Source organism: Xanthomonas euroxanthea (assembly GCF_900476395.1).
Lineage (GTDB): Bacteria > Pseudomonadota > Gammaproteobacteria > Xanthomonadales > Xanthomonadaceae > Xanthomonas > Xanthomonas euroxanthea.
Window position 1 is genome coordinate 393,238 of the sequence record NZ_UIHB01000006.1, and the last position, 14,866, is coordinate 408,103.

Annotated in this window: 14 protein-coding genes and 1 riboswitch; of the genes, 12 read left to right on the forward strand and 2 right to left on the reverse strand. The window is 66.5% G+C overall.

The window, feature by feature from the left end; translation table 11 throughout:
• The first annotated feature begins 18 nt into the window (after positions 1-18).
• From CPBF1521_RS19050 to ribD, 5 genes are all read left to right on the forward strand, one after another.
• Positions 19-543 (forward strand): RcnB family protein, encoded by a 525-nt coding sequence (locus CPBF1521_RS19050; protein ID WP_104585544.1) that lies wholly within the window; start codon positions 19-21, stop codon positions 541-543.
• Between the two features lie 199 nt (positions 544-742).
• Complete coding sequence (glyA, locus tag CPBF1521_RS19055; RefSeq protein ID WP_104649428.1) at positions 743-1,996, forward strand: serine hydroxymethyltransferase; 1,254 nt, start codon at positions 743-745, stop codon at positions 1,994-1,996.
• Between the two features lie 101 nt (positions 1,997-2,097).
• Entirely contained in the window at positions 2,098-2,622 is a 525-nt protein-coding gene (nrdR, locus tag CPBF1521_RS19060) for a transcriptional regulator NrdR (protein WP_006453216.1), read from the forward strand.
• Positions 2,619-3,104, forward strand: coding sequence for a GNAT family N-acetyltransferase (locus CPBF1521_RS19065; protein WP_164739764.1), 486 nt, complete (start codon positions 2,619-2,621; stop codon positions 3,102-3,104). Before nrdR ends, CPBF1521_RS19065 begins: the two co-directional genes overlap by 4 nt.
• Positions 3,095-4,189 carry a bifunctional diaminohydroxyphosphoribosylaminopyrimidine deaminase/5-amino-6-(5-phosphoribosylamino)uracil reductase RibD gene (gene ribD / locus CPBF1521_RS19070; RefSeq protein ID WP_115677935.1) on the forward strand — a complete coding sequence of 365 codons (1,095 nt, stop codon included), beginning with the start codon at positions 3,095-3,097 and terminating at the stop codon, positions 4,187-4,189. The genes CPBF1521_RS19065 and ribD overlap by 10 nt, the downstream gene beginning before the upstream one ends.
• 95 nt (positions 4,190-4,284) lie before the next feature.
• On the opposite strand, the gene CPBF1521_RS19075 is transcribed toward ribD, so the two are convergent.
• Positions 4,285-4,908, reverse strand: a complete 624-nt coding sequence (locus tag CPBF1521_RS19075; protein ID WP_115677936.1) for a hypothetical protein — start codon at positions 4,906-4,908, stop codon at positions 4,285-4,287.
• 218 nt (positions 4,909-5,126) lie between these two features.
• A riboswitch (FMN riboswitch) is annotated at positions 5,127-5,303 on the forward strand.
• Positions 5,304-5,465: 162 nt separating this feature from the next.
• On the opposite strand from CPBF1521_RS19075, the gene CPBF1521_RS19080 reads away from it, so the two are divergent.
• From CPBF1521_RS19080 to CPBF1521_RS19110, 6 genes are all read left to right on the forward strand, one after another.
• Positions 5,466-6,068, forward strand: coding sequence for a riboflavin synthase (locus tag CPBF1521_RS19080; protein WP_104585583.1), 603 nt, complete (start codon positions 5,466-5,468; stop codon positions 6,066-6,068).
• Positions 6,065-7,204 carry a 3,4-dihydroxy-2-butanone-4-phosphate synthase gene (gene ribB, locus CPBF1521_RS19085; RefSeq protein WP_104585536.1) on the forward strand — a complete coding sequence of 380 codons (1,140 nt, stop codon included), beginning with the start codon at positions 6,065-6,067 and terminating at the stop codon, positions 7,202-7,204. The genes CPBF1521_RS19080 and ribB overlap by 4 nt, the downstream gene beginning before the upstream one ends.
• A 253-nt stretch (positions 7,205-7,457) precedes the next feature.
• Entirely contained in the window at positions 7,458-7,922 is a 465-nt protein-coding gene (ribH, locus tag CPBF1521_RS19090) for a 6,7-dimethyl-8-ribityllumazine synthase (RefSeq protein WP_039423375.1), read from the forward strand.
• Positions 7,919-8,407, forward strand: a complete 489-nt coding sequence (gene nusB / locus CPBF1521_RS19095; RefSeq protein WP_104649432.1) for a transcription antitermination factor NusB — start codon at positions 7,919-7,921, stop codon at positions 8,405-8,407. The genes ribH and nusB overlap by 4 nt, the downstream gene beginning before the upstream one ends.
• Before the next feature lie 110 nt (positions 8,408-8,517).
• Positions 8,518-9,492: a thiamine-phosphate kinase gene (thiL, locus tag CPBF1521_RS19100; RefSeq protein ID WP_115677937.1), complete on the forward strand. Its 975-nt coding sequence runs from the start codon at positions 8,518-8,520 to the stop codon at positions 9,490-9,492.
• 349 nt (positions 9,493-9,841) lie between these two features.
• A complete protein-coding gene (locus tag CPBF1521_RS19110) occupies positions 9,842-11,422 on the forward strand; it encodes a CocE/NonD family hydrolase (protein ID WP_115677938.1) in 1,581 nt (526 codons plus the stop codon).
• Positions 11,423-12,628: 1,206 nt separating this feature from the next.
• Here the strand turns inward: CPBF1521_RS19110 and CPBF1521_RS19125 are convergent.
• Entirely contained in the window at positions 12,629-13,573 is a 945-nt protein-coding gene (locus tag CPBF1521_RS19125; protein WP_115677939.1) for a DegV family protein, read from the reverse strand.
• Positions 13,574-14,042: 469 nt separating this feature from the next.
• On the opposite strand from CPBF1521_RS19125, the gene CPBF1521_RS19130 reads away from it, so the two are divergent.
• Complete coding sequence (locus tag CPBF1521_RS19130) at positions 14,043-14,858, forward strand: GH12 family glycosyl hydrolase domain-containing protein (RefSeq protein ID WP_115677940.1); 816 nt, start codon at positions 14,043-14,045, stop codon at positions 14,856-14,858.
• The last annotated feature ends 8 nt before the right edge of the window (positions 14,859-14,866 follow it).

The following is a 14,866-nucleotide window of genomic DNA, read 5'->3' on the forward strand; positions in this document are numbered from 1 at the left end:
GCAGACAGGAGCAATCCCATGAACCGCAAACGCATCGTGACTGTTGTGCTTTCCTCCATCTTGGCGCTGGGCTTCGCCGCACCGGCCGCATTTGCCGGGGATTGGGACCGCGACGACCGCCGTGGGCATGACCACGGCCACCGCGATCATCGCGGCGACTGGCGCAATGACCGCCGGGATGACCGCCGCGAATGGCGTGATGACCGCCGCGCAGACCGCCGCGAGTGGCGCCAGGACCGCCGTTACTACAGCAACGGCTACCGCGAGGGCTATCGCGACGCGCGCTATCAGGACCGTCGCTACGACCGCAATCGGGTCTATGTCTACGATCGCCCCAACTACTACCGCGCCGGTCCGCCGCCGCGCCCGTACTGGGCCCGCGGTCAGCGCTACCACGGCCCGGTCTACGTGATCAACGACTACGACCGCTACAACCTGCGCCGCCCGCCGTATGGCTACCGTTGGCAGCGCGACAACACCGGCAATCTGCTGCTTGTGGCCATTGCAACCGGTGTGATCGCCGACCTGGTGCTCAACAACTAAGTTCAGCAGTGGCCTGGCCGGCCTGACCCGGCGAGCGGGCAGGGCCTTACACGAGGGCGCACTCCGGTGCGCCCTCGTCGTTCAAGGGCCGGGCGCGCCAAGGCCCGCGTGGCCCGCGCCGGCGCCGCAATTGGTCACCTGTCCACGCGGGGGCTTACAATCGGCGCCCCTACTGGCAACAGCTGCCCCGGAGCTCTGCATGTTCTCGCGCGACGTCCGACTGGAAACCTACGACCCCGAACTGGCCCAGGCCATCGCTGCCGAAGCCGGCCGCCAGGAGGATCACGTCGAGCTGATCGCCAGCGAAAACTACTGCAGCCCGCTGGTGATGGAAGCCCAGGGCAGCCAGTTGACCAACAAGTACGCCGAAGGCTATCCGGGCAAGCGCTACTACGGCGGTTGCGAGTTCGTCGACATTGCCGAGCAGCTGGCGATCGAGCGCATCAAGCAGGTGTTCGGCGCCGACTATGCGAACGTGCAGCCGCACAGCGGCTCGCAGGCCAACCAGGCAGTGTATCTGGCGTTGCTGCAGCCGGGCGACACCATCCTGGGCATGAGCCTGGCCCACGGCGGTCACCTGACCCACGGCGCCAAGGTCAACGTCTCCGGCAAGCTGTTCAACGCGGTGCAGTACGGTGTCAACGAGCAGGGCCTGATCGATTACGACGAGGTCCAGCGCCTGGCCACCGAGCACACGCCGAAGATGGTCGTGGCCGGCTTCTCGGCGTATTCGCAGAAGATCGACTGGGCGCGCTTCCGCGCCATCGCCGACAGCGTCGGTGCGTATCTGTTCGTGGACATGGCGCATGTGGCCGGCCTGGTCGCCGCCGGTGTGTATCCGAGCCCGCTGGAGCATGCGCACGTGGTCACCTCGACCACCCACAAGACCCTGCGCGGCCCGCGTGGCGGCATCATCGTGGCCAAGGGCGCGAGCGAAGAGTTGCAGAAGAAGCTGCAGTCGATCGTGTTCCCCGGCATCCAGGGCGGCCCGCTGATGCACGTGATCGCGGCCAAGGCGGTGGCGTTCAAGGAGGCGCTGGAGCCGGACTTCAAGACCTACCAGCAGCAGGTGGTCAAGAACGCGCAGGCGATGGCCAACACGCTGATCGCGCGCGGCTACAAGATCGTGTCCGGCGGCACCGAGAATCACCTGATGCTGGTGGACATGATCGGCCGCGACGTTTCCGGCAAGGACGCCGAAGCCGCGCTCGGCAAGGCGCACATCACCGTCAACAAGAACTCGGTGCCCAACGACCCGCGCTCGCCGTTCGTCACCTCCGGCCTGCGCCTGGGCACCCCGGCGATCACCACCCGCGGCTACAAGGAGCAGGACAGCATCGACCTGGCCAACTGGATCGCCGACGTGCTCGACGCCCCCAGCGACGAAGCGGTGCTGGCCAAGGTCCGCGACGCGGTGACGGCGCAGTGCAAGAAGTATCCGGTGTATGGCTGAGATGGGAATGGGGAATAGGGAGACGAGAATGGTAAAAGCAACGCTGCGATAGCTGTGCCGTTCCGATTCCCTATTCCCCTCTCCCTATTCCCGGACGCCTGATGCACTGCCCCTTTTGCCAGCACAACGACACCCGCGTGATCGATTCGCGCGTGTCCGAAGACGGCACGACGATTCGTCGGCGCCGTGAGTGCGAGGCGTGCGGCGAGCGTTTCAGCACCCTGGAAACGATCGAACTCAAGCTGCCGACCGTGGTCAAGAGCGACGGCGGGCGCGAGGCCTTCGATGCGCGCAAGCTGCGCACCAGTTTCGACCGCGCGCTGCAAAAGCGCCCGGTGTCCGAAGAACAGATCGAAGCGGCGGTGCGCGCGGTGGTGCATCAGTTGCGCATGTCCGGCGAACGCGAGGTCGGCTCGCTGCGGGTGGGCGAATACGTGATGGTCGAGCTGCGCAAGCTCGATCATGTGGGCTATGTACGCTTTGCCTCGGTGTACCGCAGCTTTCAGGACGTGGCCGATTTCCGCGAGGAAATCGAAAAGCTCGAGCGCGAGCTGCCGGTCGGCATCGAGCAACTGCCGCTGCTGGAAGCGGCGCTGGAACGCGCCGGCAAGCCCGGCAAGCGGTGAGCGCGATGCGCATCGCCTGCGTGGCCGACACGCCGGAGCTGTTGCCCGCCCTCGCGCAGGCGCATCTGCAGGCCTTCGGCAGCCTGTTGCCGGACTGGAATTTCGATGAGGCCTTGCGCGAGTTGCGCAGCCACAGCCGCGACGGCGTGATCCCAACCACGTGGGTTGCGCTCGATCAGGCACAGTGGCTCGGGTCGGTCAGCCTGCTGGAAAACGACGATGCGCGTATTCGCCAGTGGTCGCCCTGGCTGGCGTCGCTGTACGTGCAGCCGCAGGCGCGCGGGCAGGGCATCGGCGAGGCGCTGGTGACGCACTGCGTGCAGGCCGCCGCGCGCATGGGCGTGCCGGCCTTATATCTGTATTGCCAGCCAGCACTGTCGCCGTACTACCAGCGGCTGGGCTGGCATACGCATGCAGAATTGCTGTTGGGGCCGATGCAGATCGTGGTGATGCAGATCGCGCCGGTGCTGCAGTGCGCGTGACGGCCGACGATCACCGCTGGATGGCCCAGGCATTGCGTCTGGCCGAGCGCGGTGCCTACACCACGCGCCCCAATCCGATGGTTGGCTGCGTGATCGTGCGCGATGGCGTGTGCGTGGGCGAAGGTTTTCATCAACGTGCCGGCGGCCCGCATGCGGAAGTGTTCGCGCTGCGCGCAGCCGGCGCGCTGGCGCGGGGCGCCACCGCCTACGTCACGCTGGAACCGTGCGCGCACTACGGACGCACGCCGCCCTGTGCCCTGGCCTTGATCGATGCCGGAGTGGCGCGTGTGGTCGCGGCGATGGCCGACCCGTTTCCGCAGGTCAACGGTGGCGGGTTCGCGCTGCTGCGCGAGGCCGGGATCGAGGTGCTCAGCGGGGTCCTGCAGGCACAGGCGCGCGCACTCAACCGGGGATTCCTATCGCGGGTGGAGCGCGGGCGGCCGTGGCTGCGGGTCAAGCTCGGCGCCAGCCTGGATGGACGGACTGCGCTGGCCAGCGGTGAATCCAAGTGGATCACCGGCGCCGATGCGCGCGCGGATGTGCAGCGCTGGCGTGCGCGTGCCGGCGCGATCCTCACTGGCGCCGGTACGGTGCTGGCGGACGACCCATCGATGACGGTGCGGCTGGGCGATGACACGCCGTTCGTGCCGCCGCTGCGCGTGGTGCTCGACGCCGGGTTGCGGACGTTGGCATGCAACACCATTCGCCAGGGCGATGCGCCCACGTTGTATCTGCATGGTGAGGATGTGGCCGCGCCGTCGCTGGACGATGCGCAGTTCATTGCGATGCCGTTGCATGCCGGCCGTTTCGAGCTGGGTGCCGTGTTGGCCCTGCTTGCCGAGCGCGGCATCAACGAGGTGCATGTGGAAGCCGGCGCAACAGTGAGCGGTGCGCTGCTGCAGGCCGGGCTGGTCGACGAATTGCTGGTCTACGTGGCGCCGGTACTGCTGGGCGATACCGCCAGGCCGCTGCTGGCCGGGCTAGGCATCGAGACGATGGCACAGCGGTCTGCGTTGCAGCTGCTGGATGTGCGCCAGCTGGGGCAGGATCTGCGTCTGCGTTATGCGCCGGTTGTTGCCGGATGAGCACTGCACCGCTTGCCCGATGCCGCGCGGGCGTGTGGTTGCGCGCATGAAAAAGGCCCCGCATGCGGGGCCTTCGTGCATCTGCGACGCGCCGATCAGAAGCTTGCGCGCACGCCCACCTTGTACTGGTTGGCGTTGTCGACGAACTGCGCTTCGGCAACCAGGCCCCAGGTGCGGGTGAAGTTGACCTGGCCACCCAGGGTGCCGACGAACTCGCCTTCGTCCACGTCGCTGCCGTCGATGTAGCCGGCCTTGATCCAGGCTTCGGTGCGCGGCGAGGGCTTGCCGCGCAGGCCCAGGTTGGCAAAGCCCAGGTTGGTCGAGTCGGACGCGTTGTCGATCGAGCGACCGCGCAGGCGCAGGTCGGATTCGATCTTGGTGCGCAGCACGCTGATGTCGGCGGTGAACTCGACGCGCTCGGTCATTTCCTGGCGGTAGCCGATCCCCAGCGTGGCCTGCTGCAGGGTGCCGTCGATCACGAAGCCGCTGCCGAGGTTGTAATCCTTGGTGGCACGTTCGTAGCTGGCCAGCAGGTAGGCCGGCTGGGCAATCTGCCAGGAACCGCGGATGTAGCCACCGTCGATATCGTCGGACGCGTCGTTGACGTTGATTTCGGTCCGGTTCCAGCCGCCTTCGACGTAGGAATAGCTCAGGCCTTCGGCCGATGCGGCAAACGGTGCGGCGGCCAGCACGGCAGCCAGGATCAGGGTGTTACGCATTGGATGTCTCTCTCCGAATTGATGTCCGTGTCTCCGTCCCGTTGCGGGAGGAAAAAAGCGACGTCTCCCGTCGCGGCGGGTAAATTAACAGATCCTTCACAATCCTGGCTATGGGGGATTTCCCCCCATGACGCAGTGTCCTGCCAGCCGTCGCTGACGCTCAGCCATCGCGCCGATCGGCCCTGTTAGACTTTGCGCACCGGTTCGCCGGTACTCACGAACGTCTTCAGGGCGGGGTGCGATTCCCCACCGGCGGTAGGCATGCGCAAGCATGCGAGCCCGCGAGCGCTTGCACATCGGAGTTGAGCGGATCCACGCGAAACCCGCTGCGCAAGGTCAGCAGATCCGGTGCGATGCCGGGGCCGACGGTATAGTCCGGATGAAAGAAGACGGCCAACGCGCAGCCTCGCGGCTGTGCGCGCGCCTGTTTGCCTTGTGGCGTTTTTCGCTCAACTCCTGCGAGAAACGACTATGTCCCTGCCTCACCCGTCGCGCTGCGTCGCGATCTTCCTCCGCACTGCGTGCGCTCCGTTGTCGTCAACGACGGGGGCATGCTGATGTTTACCGGAATCATTGAAGGCGTCGGCCATCTGGCAGCGCGCCAGCCGCAAGGCGGCGATGTGCGTTTCACCTTCGCCACCGGCAACCTGCCATTCGACGCGGTGCAACTGGGCGAGAGCATCGCGGTCAACGGCGTGTGCCTGACCGTGATTGCGTTCGATGCCGGCAGCTTCCAGGCCGACGCCTCTACCGAAACCCTGTCGCTGACCACGTTGGGCAGCTTGCCGGAAGGCGCGCTGCTGAATCTGGAGCGTGCGATGCGCCCGACCGACCGCCTCGGCGGGCATCTGGTCAGCGGCCATGTCGATGGCCTGGGCCAGGTGCAGTCGGTGCATGGCGATGCACGGGCGCAGCGCTGGCGGTTTGCCGCCCCGTCGTCGGTATTGCGCTATGTCGCCAAGAAGGGCTCGATCTGCGTGGACGGAGTCAGCCTGACCGTCAACGAGGTGGACGAGGACGGCTTCGAGGTCGCGTTGATTCCGCACACGGTGGCCAACACCGCGTTTGCGCGGACGGCGGTCGGCGCGGCAGTGAATCTGGAGATCGATCTGGTGGCGCGCTACGTCGAACGCCTGCTCGGCACGCGGGGTGCGGCATGAATTTCGCACCCGTTCCGGAACTGATCGAGGAACTGCGCGCAGGCCGCATGGTGGTGATCGTCGATGACGAAGACCGCGAGAACGAAGGCGATCTGATCATGGCCGCCGAGCTGGTCAAGCCGTCGGACATCAACTTCATGGTGACCCACGCGCGCGGGCTGGTGTGCCTGTCGCTGACCCGCGAGCGCTGCGCGCAGCTGGGCCTGGCGCCGATGGTGCGCAACAACACCGCGCAGTTCCAGACCAACTTCACCGTCAGCATCGAGGCGGCCGAAGGCGTGACCACTGGCATCTCCGCCTACGACCGTGCGCACACGGTACGCACCGCGGTGCGGCCGGATGCCAGGCCGCAGGACCTGAGCCAGCCGGGGCATATCTTCCCGCTGATCTCCCAGCCCGGCGGGGTGCTGACCCGCGCCGGCCACACCGAAGCGGCCAGCGACCTGCCGATGCTGGCCGGACTGGAACCGGCCGGCGTGCTGGTGGAAGTGCTCAACCCGGACGGCAGCATGGCGCGGCGCCCGCAGCTGGAAGTGTTCGCGCGCGAGCACGGGCTGAAGATGGGTTCGATCGCCGATCTGATCGCCTACCGACTGGCCAACGAGCACACCGTCGAGCGTGTGGACGCGCGCGAGATCAGCACCGAATTCGGCCCGTTCACGCTGGTGACCTACCGCGACCGCATCGCGCACGACCTGCATTTTGCGCTGGTGCGCGGCACGCCCGATCCGGCCACCCCGACGCTGGTGCGCGTGCAGGTGGAAAACCCGCTGGCCGATCTGCTGCACTGGCAGCGCGATGACTTCGGCGTGGCGGCCACCGATGCGCTGCGTGCGATCGCCGCTGAAGGGCAGGGCGTGATGGTGGTGCTGTCGGCGCCGCGCGACAGCGAATCCCTGCTGGCGCGGCTGCGCCAGCAACCGGAAGCGGCCACCAACGCCAAGGACGTCAGCCAGTGGCGGCGTAATGGCGCAGGCGCGCAGATCCTGGCCGAGCTGGGCCTGGGCAAGCTGCGCGTGCTGGGCACGCCGCGCCGTCAGGTGGGCCTGGCCGGGTTCGGGCTGGAGGTGGTGGAGTACCTGGAATGCCATCCCGGCGAAGGCGTGCGTGCGGTGCCGGTCGCCGCGCTGCCCTGACGCAGGGCCGGCGGCCTGGAGTCGGCGCTGCGGTCGTTGCCACACGCGCCGCTGGAACCGTGTCGGTCGAGCGGTTCCTGCGGTGGTTGCGCAACGACCACGCCGGCCTGCGGTTGCGCCAGCCGGTGCTGCGCCCGCGCGCCGCCTGCTGCAGACATGGCCGGGCCTGCTTCGGCGCCCCGGCCGGCACCCATCGGCCGGGCCGGGCCCCGGCAGCTGTTAAACTTGCCGCCCCCTAGAGTTGCCGACCCGCATGACCCACTACGAAGGCGATCTCCGCCCCACCACCGCGCGCTTTGCGATCATCGCCAGCCGCTGGAATGCCCGCATCACCGACGCGCTGGTCACCGGTGCGCGCCAGAGCCTGGCCGGCAACGGCATCGGCGAGGACGCCATCGACGTGGTCCGCGTGCCGGGCGCCTGGGAAATTCCGATCGCGGCCAACCGCCTGGGACAATCCGGCCAGCATGCGGCGATCATCGCGCTGGGCTGCGTGATCCGCGGCGACACCCGCCACTACGAACACGTCGCCGACCTGTGCGCCGAAGGCCTGATGAGCGTGCAGTTGCAGACCGGCGTGCCGGTGCTCAACGGCGTGCTGGCGGTCGAGCGCGTGGAAGATGCCGAGGCGCGTGCCGGCGGCAGCCATGGCAACAAGGGCGAGGAATGCGCGCTTGCGGCATTGGAACTGGTCAATTTGATGGAGTTGTTGCCATGAGCAAGTCCGGTGGACATGCCCGCCACGTCCGTCGCGACGGCATCGATCCGGTGCTGCGTTCGCGCGCGCGTCGGCGTGCCTTGCAGGCGGTGTATGCCTGGCAGATTTCCGGCGGGTTCGCCAAGCAGGTGATCTCCCAGTTTGCGCACGAGCAGGCGCACGAAGTGGCCGATCTGGCCTATTTCGAAAACCTGGTCGAAGGCGTGCTGACCAACCGCGCCGAGCTGGATACCGCGCTGACCCCGTATCTGGATCGCGGCGTGGAAGAGGTCGACGCGATCGAACGTGCGGTGCTGCGCCTGGCGGCCTATGAACTGCTGTATCGCCAGGACGTGCCGTACCGCGTGGTCATCAACGAAGCGATCGAAACCGCCAAGCGCTTCGGCTCCGAGCACGGCCACACCTACGTCAACGGCGTGCTGGATCGCGCCTCGGTGGAGTGGCGCAAGGTGGAATCGGGCACCGGCGGCGCCAGCAGCGCCTGAGGCGCCGCGGGAATGGGGAGTCGGGAATGGGGAATCGTAAGAGCACCGTTTCCGATATCTCCTGACGCGCTTTTGCGATTCCCGATTCCCTTCTCCCGATTCCCGTCCCCATGCCCGAATTCGATCTAATTGCCCGCTTGCGCGCGCGCATTGCGGCGCGTGCGGATGTGCCGTTGGGCATTGGCGACGATGCGGCGCTGCTGCAGCCGCCGCCGGGCGAGCAGCTGGCGATCACCGCCGATACGCTCAATGCGGGCGTGCATTTTCCGCACGAGACGCGCGCCGAGGATCTGGGCTGGAAGACGCTGGCGGTCAATCTGTCCGATCTGGCCGCGATGGGTGCGCAGCCGCGCTGGTGCACCTTGTCGCTGTCGTTGCCGCACGACGATGCCGACTGGGTCGATGCGTTCGCCGATGGCTTCTTTGCACTGGCCGACGCGCACGACATTGCGCTGGTCGGTGGCGACACCACACGCGGACCGTTGTCGTGCGCGGTGACCGCGATCGGCAGCCTGCCGCCGGGTGCGGCGTTGCGTCGCGATGGGGCGCGTGTGGGCGACGATGTGTGGGTGACCGGCGCGCCGGGCGAGGCGGCCGCGGCCTTGTCGCTGTGGCAGGCCGGCCAGCTGGACGTGACCTGTGCGGCGGCCGATCCGGTGCACGAGCAGTGGCGCGTCCGCCTGCTGCGCCCGCAGCCGCGCGTGCAGGCCGGGCTGCGCCTGCGTGGGCTTGCGCATGCCTGTGTGGATGTCTCCGATGGGTTGCTGGCCGATCTGGGGCATCTGTGCGAACGCAGCGGCGTGGGCGCGCAGCTGGCGCTGACGGCGTTGCCGGCGATGCCGCGCAGCGCCGGGATCAGCGCGCTGCAGTGCATCGGCTGGCAACTCGGCGGCGGCGACGACTACGAGCTGTGCTTCACCGCCGCCGTGCAACACCGCGAGGCGGTGCTGCAGGCGATGGACTTCGCCGCAGTCGCGGTGACACGCATCGGCCGGATCGTCGCCACGCCGGGCGTGGTGGTCCACGACGCCGACGGCAAGCCATGGCAGCCGCCGCAGCGCGGGTATCAGCACTTCGTGGGCTGAGCGGTTCGCGCGGGAGGCGTTGCGCGGGCCTGCTGCATTGCAGCCAACCTCTGCGGGTCGGGATCGGCATACGATGGCGCCGGCCGGCTTGCACTTCAGCACGTGTCACGATTGCGGCGCCTACCCTCCCGCCTCCCGATTCCCGATTCCCGATTCCCGCCTCCCGATTCCCGATTCCCGATTCCCGATTCCCGATTCCCGATTCCCGATTCCCGATTCCCGATTCCCGATTCCCGGCCCTTGAGCCATACCGTACCGTCTGGTACGTTCGCGACGTTCTCCCCCGAACCACGGATGCATGGCAGCTGCCGCTGGGCCATCCCGGCCCGGCCTTGCGTGGGAGAAAACCATGAACAAGCCTTGGATCGGAGGCATCGCCGCACTGGCGTTGCTGGTGGCATCGGCGTCGGCAATGGCGGGCGCCTTCAGCAAGACCTATGAACGCATTCCCGGCTGGGATGGCGCGCCGATGGGCGCGCTGGTCCTGGTGCCGCAGGGGCAGGGCAGCGGGCCGTTTCCGCTGGTCGTGATGCCGGCCAGCTGGTCGTTGCCGAACCTGGAATACCTTGGCCGTGCGACCCAACTGGCCAGCGATGGCTACGTGGTCGTCAGCTATACCTCGCGCGGGTTCTGGGATTCGGCCGGGCAGATCGACATCGCCGGCGCCGACACGGTGGAAGACGTCAGCGCGGTGATCGACTGGGCGCTGGCGCATACGCCAGCCAACCAGAACGCGATCGGTGCATCGGGCATCTCGTACGGGGCGGGCATCAGCCTGTTGGCGGCCGGGCGCGATCCGCGCATCAAGGCCGTGGCTGCGCTCAGCGGCTGGGCGGATCTGGAAGCGTCGTTGTATTCCAATCGCACCGTCAGCCAGCAAGGCGTTGGACTCCTGGTCGGTGCCGGCGCGCTGACCGGACGGCCCGGTCCGGATCTGGCGCAGATCAGCACACGGGTTGCCGTTGGCGATTACGACGGCGCAGTGCAGGGCTTCCTGCCGCAGGCCGCGTCGCGCAGCCCGGCAAGCGAGGTGGCTGCGCTCAATGCGCGGGGCACCGCGGTGCTGCTGGGCAATGCCTTCAACGATGGCCTGTTTCCGCCGAATCAGACCATTGCGTTCTTCAACCAGCTGCGCGGGCCCAAGCAATTGCTGCTCAGCCAGGGCGATCACGCCACGGCGGAACTGCCGGGCGCGCTGGGCCTGCCCAACGAGGTCTACACGGCGGCCACGCGCTGGTTCGATCGCCATCTCAAGCAGGTGCGTAACGGGGTGGATGCAGAAGCGCCGGTGCGGCTGTCGCCGCGCGCAGGACAGTGGCTGGAGTACGCGGACTGGGCATCGGTGCAGCAGGGCACCACGCGCCTGGGGCTATCCGCACCGGCCGGGTTGCTCAGCCCCACCGGCGGCTTGATCGGCGGTACCGCCAGCGGATGGCAATCGCGCATCGCCACCGATGTGCCGACCTTGGCCGACTCGGGCGTGGTGCTGGTCAGCGGTCTGTTGCAAGGCATCGGCGTGCCGGTCACCACGTCGATTCCGTTGGTCAATCGCATCGGCGCGGCAGTGTGGGTGGGCGCGCCGTCAAGCACGGTACGCCGGCTGGCCGGCAGTCCCTCGCTGCGCGTGACCGTGGTGCCCAGTCAGTCGAAGGTGAGCCTGTTCGCGTATCTGTACCGCATGGATGCAGTGGGCGTGGCGCAATTGGTCACGCATGCGCCGTATTCGCTGCGCGGGGCCACGCCGGGCCGCGCAGTAACGCTGGATTGGCCGCTGCAAGCGGCTGCTGCGGAGATTCCGGCAGGGCAGCGCCTGGTGCTGGTGATCGACACGCACGACGCGCGTTATACCGATGCCAGCGATGGTGGCGGCACAGTGACGTTTACCTCGCCGGTGGCAACGCCTTCGGTATTGAATGTGCCGCTGCGGTAACGCTGCGCCGAGCTAATGGCGCGGTGAGTTGTCGGCCGCATACACCCGATCAGGTGTACGCGTGGATCAATCGCCCTTTATTGAATGCGTAACGGCAATCCACCCGGACACGACCGACCTGATCGGCGGGATGTCCTTTCCGGCGCCGGCAGTGTTGCAGAGCGCCAGGGCGGTTGCCTGGCTGCAGGGATCAGCGGTAGAGCAGTCGATCTGGCGCTTGGCTGCAGGGCCCTTGCCCGCCCACCATCGCAGGACACGCCGCAAGTACGTCCATGTAGGCTCTTACGCGGCATCCTTGCCGCGTAAGGTCCCGCGACGCTGGGCGGGCAAGGACCAGTCGAGATGGTCGGTACGCAAAGTTAAGAGCAGTGCCGGATGCGCCTTGTTCGATCGTGAAGCATCTGCACACCGCCGCATTACAGGCAGCTTTCAGATGAGCGCCGACCAACTGTCTTGTGCGGTGTCCTTGCCGGTTGCGGGACCGTGTGGCGGCATGGATGCCGCCACCGAGCCCCCAGGGATGGGTTCACGGCATGTCCCGCAAGCGGTGAGGGTACCGCGCCCCTCGACGCACCAAGCTTTTGATTCGAGCATCCGGTTGCGATTAAACAATCACACCGATGCAGGTCTCGGCTGCTTTGTATGTTGTGTATCGAGGGCTTGGAAGGGATGGCTGGATCAGCGGTAGAGCAGTCGATCTGGCGCTTGGCTGCAGTGCCCTTGCCCGCCCACCATCGCAGGACACGCCGCAAGTACGTCCATGTAGGCTCCGGCGCGGCATCCATGCCGCTCAGGGTCCCGCGACGGTGAGCGGGCAAGGACCAGTCGAGATGGTCGATACGCAAAGTAAGAGCAGTGCTGGGTGCGCCTTGTTCAATCGTGAAGCATCGGCTCCACGTCTGATGCACACCGCACGAGAGACAGCTTTCAGATGAGCGCCGACCAACTGTCTGGTGCGGTGTCCTTGCCGGTTGCGGGACCGTGTGGCGGCATGGATGCCGCCACCGAGCCCCCATGGACGGGTTTACGGCGTGTCCCGCAAGCGGTGAGGGCACCGCGCACTCGACGAACTTGGCTTTTGATTGCATCCAACAAGTGATGCCGCGACTCAGGCTGTCGGTTGCGTTTGTGTCTGTCCACGGCGTATCCCGCGAGCAGTGAGGGCACCACCCTCGACCTTGTTTTTCAGGCCAAGAATGCATGCGGTCAAGCCGAGAATGTATGCGCTTCGGCCGCAAATGCCACTGCCAGTGCGCCCTTGCCGACGTTGACCATGCCGGTCAGGCTCATCACGCTTTCGAACAGTTCCACGTTGTGCGTCTGGCAGGCGTTCTGCAAGGCTGCGTAACCGGGAAGCGCGTGCAACTCGGCCAGTTCGCCGCCGTAGCCCACGCACACGGTCGGCGTCATCAAGCCCGCGCGGATCCTGCGCACGGCAAAGCCGAACAGCTTCTCTGCCGACGGCTCGAAGCCCTTCAGCTTGGCCACCGGCTCGGTGATGCCGCGGTAGGCGCGCAGCACCGGCTTGATATCCAGCGCGCTGCCGAGCGCGGCACCGATCAGGCCCACGCTGCGATCGCCCTTGCTGCGCGCACGCGCGCGCAGGTAGTAGAGATCGCGCGGAATCATGTAGCCATAGGTGTGCTCGGCCAGTTGTTCGAGCCGGCTGCGGATTGCCGCCACGCCTTGACCCTGTTCGCGCAGGCGCACCGCTTCCACTGCCGTGATGCCCTGGCCGGCGAACAGGTTGAGGGTATCGATCACGCGCAGCGCGAATGGCGAGGTGTGGCCGGCGGCCTGCCGGATCGGCTTGTAATCGTTGAGGATCGCGAAGCTGGCCTGCATCGCGTTGTCGAAGATCTGGCTGCGCAGCTTGGAGATGGTCAGGCAGAACACATGGTCGTAGTCGATGACCAGCCGTTGCAGGAACAGGTCGCGAATCTGATTGACCGAAAATGGCGTGGTTTCCGCCTCGTGTCCGCGCTCGGCCACATGCGCCTGCAGAAAGCTCAGCGTCGCTTCCTCATCGCGGTGGTCGGCCAGTACCGCTTCGCCGATGCGTACGCTGATCGGCAACACGATGACGTTGTTGCGTTGAATAAAGTCTTGCGGCAAATCGCAGGCACTGTCCACCACGATTCCGATGCGCATCGTCGCCCCCTCCGGCTGTTGCGTTATCTGTGCTTGCGAACGCTATCGCAAAACAGGAGAGGCGAGTAGGGCTGACAGCTCGGTGCTTGTACGCCGAGGGCCGCGTGGTGGAAGCCTGACTGCCGACAGGCAAGCTCGACGCGTACGACGGGCCTGGAGCAAGCAGCCGCGGGGCGGCCAGAAGACGGGCCACGCCTCATGTGGCTCTGCACCATTCGCGTGCACTGCGCCGTCATGCAGATGACCGATACATGCGGTGACGCTGCCATTTGCACTGCGAACTGCGGATCGGCGCACGCTTCGGCTGTCAGCTAGCGCCCGCTATCGCAGATGACGAGCAAGGCCTGCCGCAATTGCTATAGCTCCCGTCACAACCCCGCTGCTAGGGTCCAACGCGACCGCTGCAAGGCGGCTTCTCGACGCTGCCGCACCGGCATCGCCGCGCTGAACCCACACGGAGAGAGTCGACATGCAAAACAGCCAATCCAGCATCCCTACGCAGACCGTCACACAGGCGCCGACCACACGGCGGCGCGCATCGCGCTGGTGGAAGGCTGCGCTCGCCGTAGGTTTGGTGGCCCTGGCGCCAGCGGCGCTGGCCGGTCCCTACAAGATCTTTGGCAACCACTACGCGTGGGTCAACAATTTCAATGATCCCAACAACATCATCCAGGGCACGTTCGGCACCGGTAGTACGCCGGAGCTGACCGTCACCTTCAACTTCGCCGACTACAACCTCTACGGCTACCCGGCGATCGTGCGTGGTTGGCATTACGACTGGAACCCGACCAGCGACACGCTGTTTCCGCGGCAAATTTCCTCATTGAGCAAGATCCCGCTCAAGTTCACCTACAGCGCGGGCGGCACCAATCTCGCGGGCGACTTTGCCTACGACATCTTCTTCCGCTGGGATACCGCCAAGGGCAACCCGCAGCTGGAAGTGATGATCTGGGGCGACCACAACTCCTGGCCGATCGGCACCCTGACTGCCAGCAATGTGATCACCGCAGGCGGGCGCACTTTTGACCTGTGGGAGGGCTTCAACTCCGGTGCCGGCTATTACGTCTACACCTTCATCCCGACCGGCACCGCCGGGCAGGCCACGCTCAAGACCAGCGGCAGTCTCAACGTGGACGCCAAGCCCTTCCTCAACTGGTTGCAGACCAACCGGTCCAAGGATGGGCGCTACAACAACAGCATGTACCTGCACGCAGTCGAAGCCGGTTTCGAAGTGGTGCGCGGCAACGGCTGGGCCAAGGTCAGCGCGACGCTGGATGCACAGTAAGCACGGCG

Bases quoted from the DNA above. Each gene is read 5' to 3' on its own strand.
- CPBF1521_RS19050 (WP_104585544.1), top strand. From the start codon at position 19: ATGAACCGCAAACGCATCGTGACTGTTGTGCTTTCCTCCATCTTGGCG.
- glyA (WP_104649428.1), top strand. From the start codon at position 743: ATGTTCTCGCGCGACGTCCGACTGGAAACCTACGACCCCGAACTGGCC.
- nrdR (WP_006453216.1), top strand. From the start codon at position 2,098: ATGCACTGCCCCTTTTGCCAGCACAACGACACCCGCGTGATCGATTCG.
- CPBF1521_RS19075 (WP_115677936.1), bottom strand. From the start codon at position 4,908: ATGCGTAACACCCTGATCCTGGCTGCCGTGCTGGCCGCCGCACCGTTT.
- CPBF1521_RS19080 (WP_104585583.1), top strand. From the start codon at position 5,466: ATGTTTACCGGAATCATTGAAGGCGTCGGCCATCTGGCAGCGCGCCAG.
- ribB (WP_104585536.1), top strand. From the start codon at position 6,065: ATGAATTTCGCACCCGTTCCGGAACTGATCGAGGAACTGCGCGCAGGC.
- ribH (WP_039423375.1), top strand. From the start codon at position 7,458: ATGACCCACTACGAAGGCGATCTCCGCCCCACCACCGCGCGCTTTGCG.
- nusB (WP_104649432.1), top strand. From the start codon at position 7,919: ATGAGCAAGTCCGGTGGACATGCCCGCCACGTCCGTCGCGACGGCATC.
- thiL (WP_115677937.1), top strand. From the start codon at position 8,518: ATGCCCGAATTCGATCTAATTGCCCGCTTGCGCGCGCGCATTGCGGCG.
- CPBF1521_RS19110 (WP_115677938.1), top strand. From the start codon at position 9,842: ATGAACAAGCCTTGGATCGGAGGCATCGCCGCACTGGCGTTGCTGGTG.
- CPBF1521_RS19125 (WP_115677939.1), bottom strand. From the start codon at position 13,573: ATGCGCATCGGAATCGTGGTGGACAGTGCCTGCGATTTGCCGCAAGAC.
- CPBF1521_RS19130 (WP_115677940.1), top strand. From the start codon at position 14,043: ATGCAAAACAGCCAATCCAGCATCCCTACGCAGACCGTCACACAGGCG.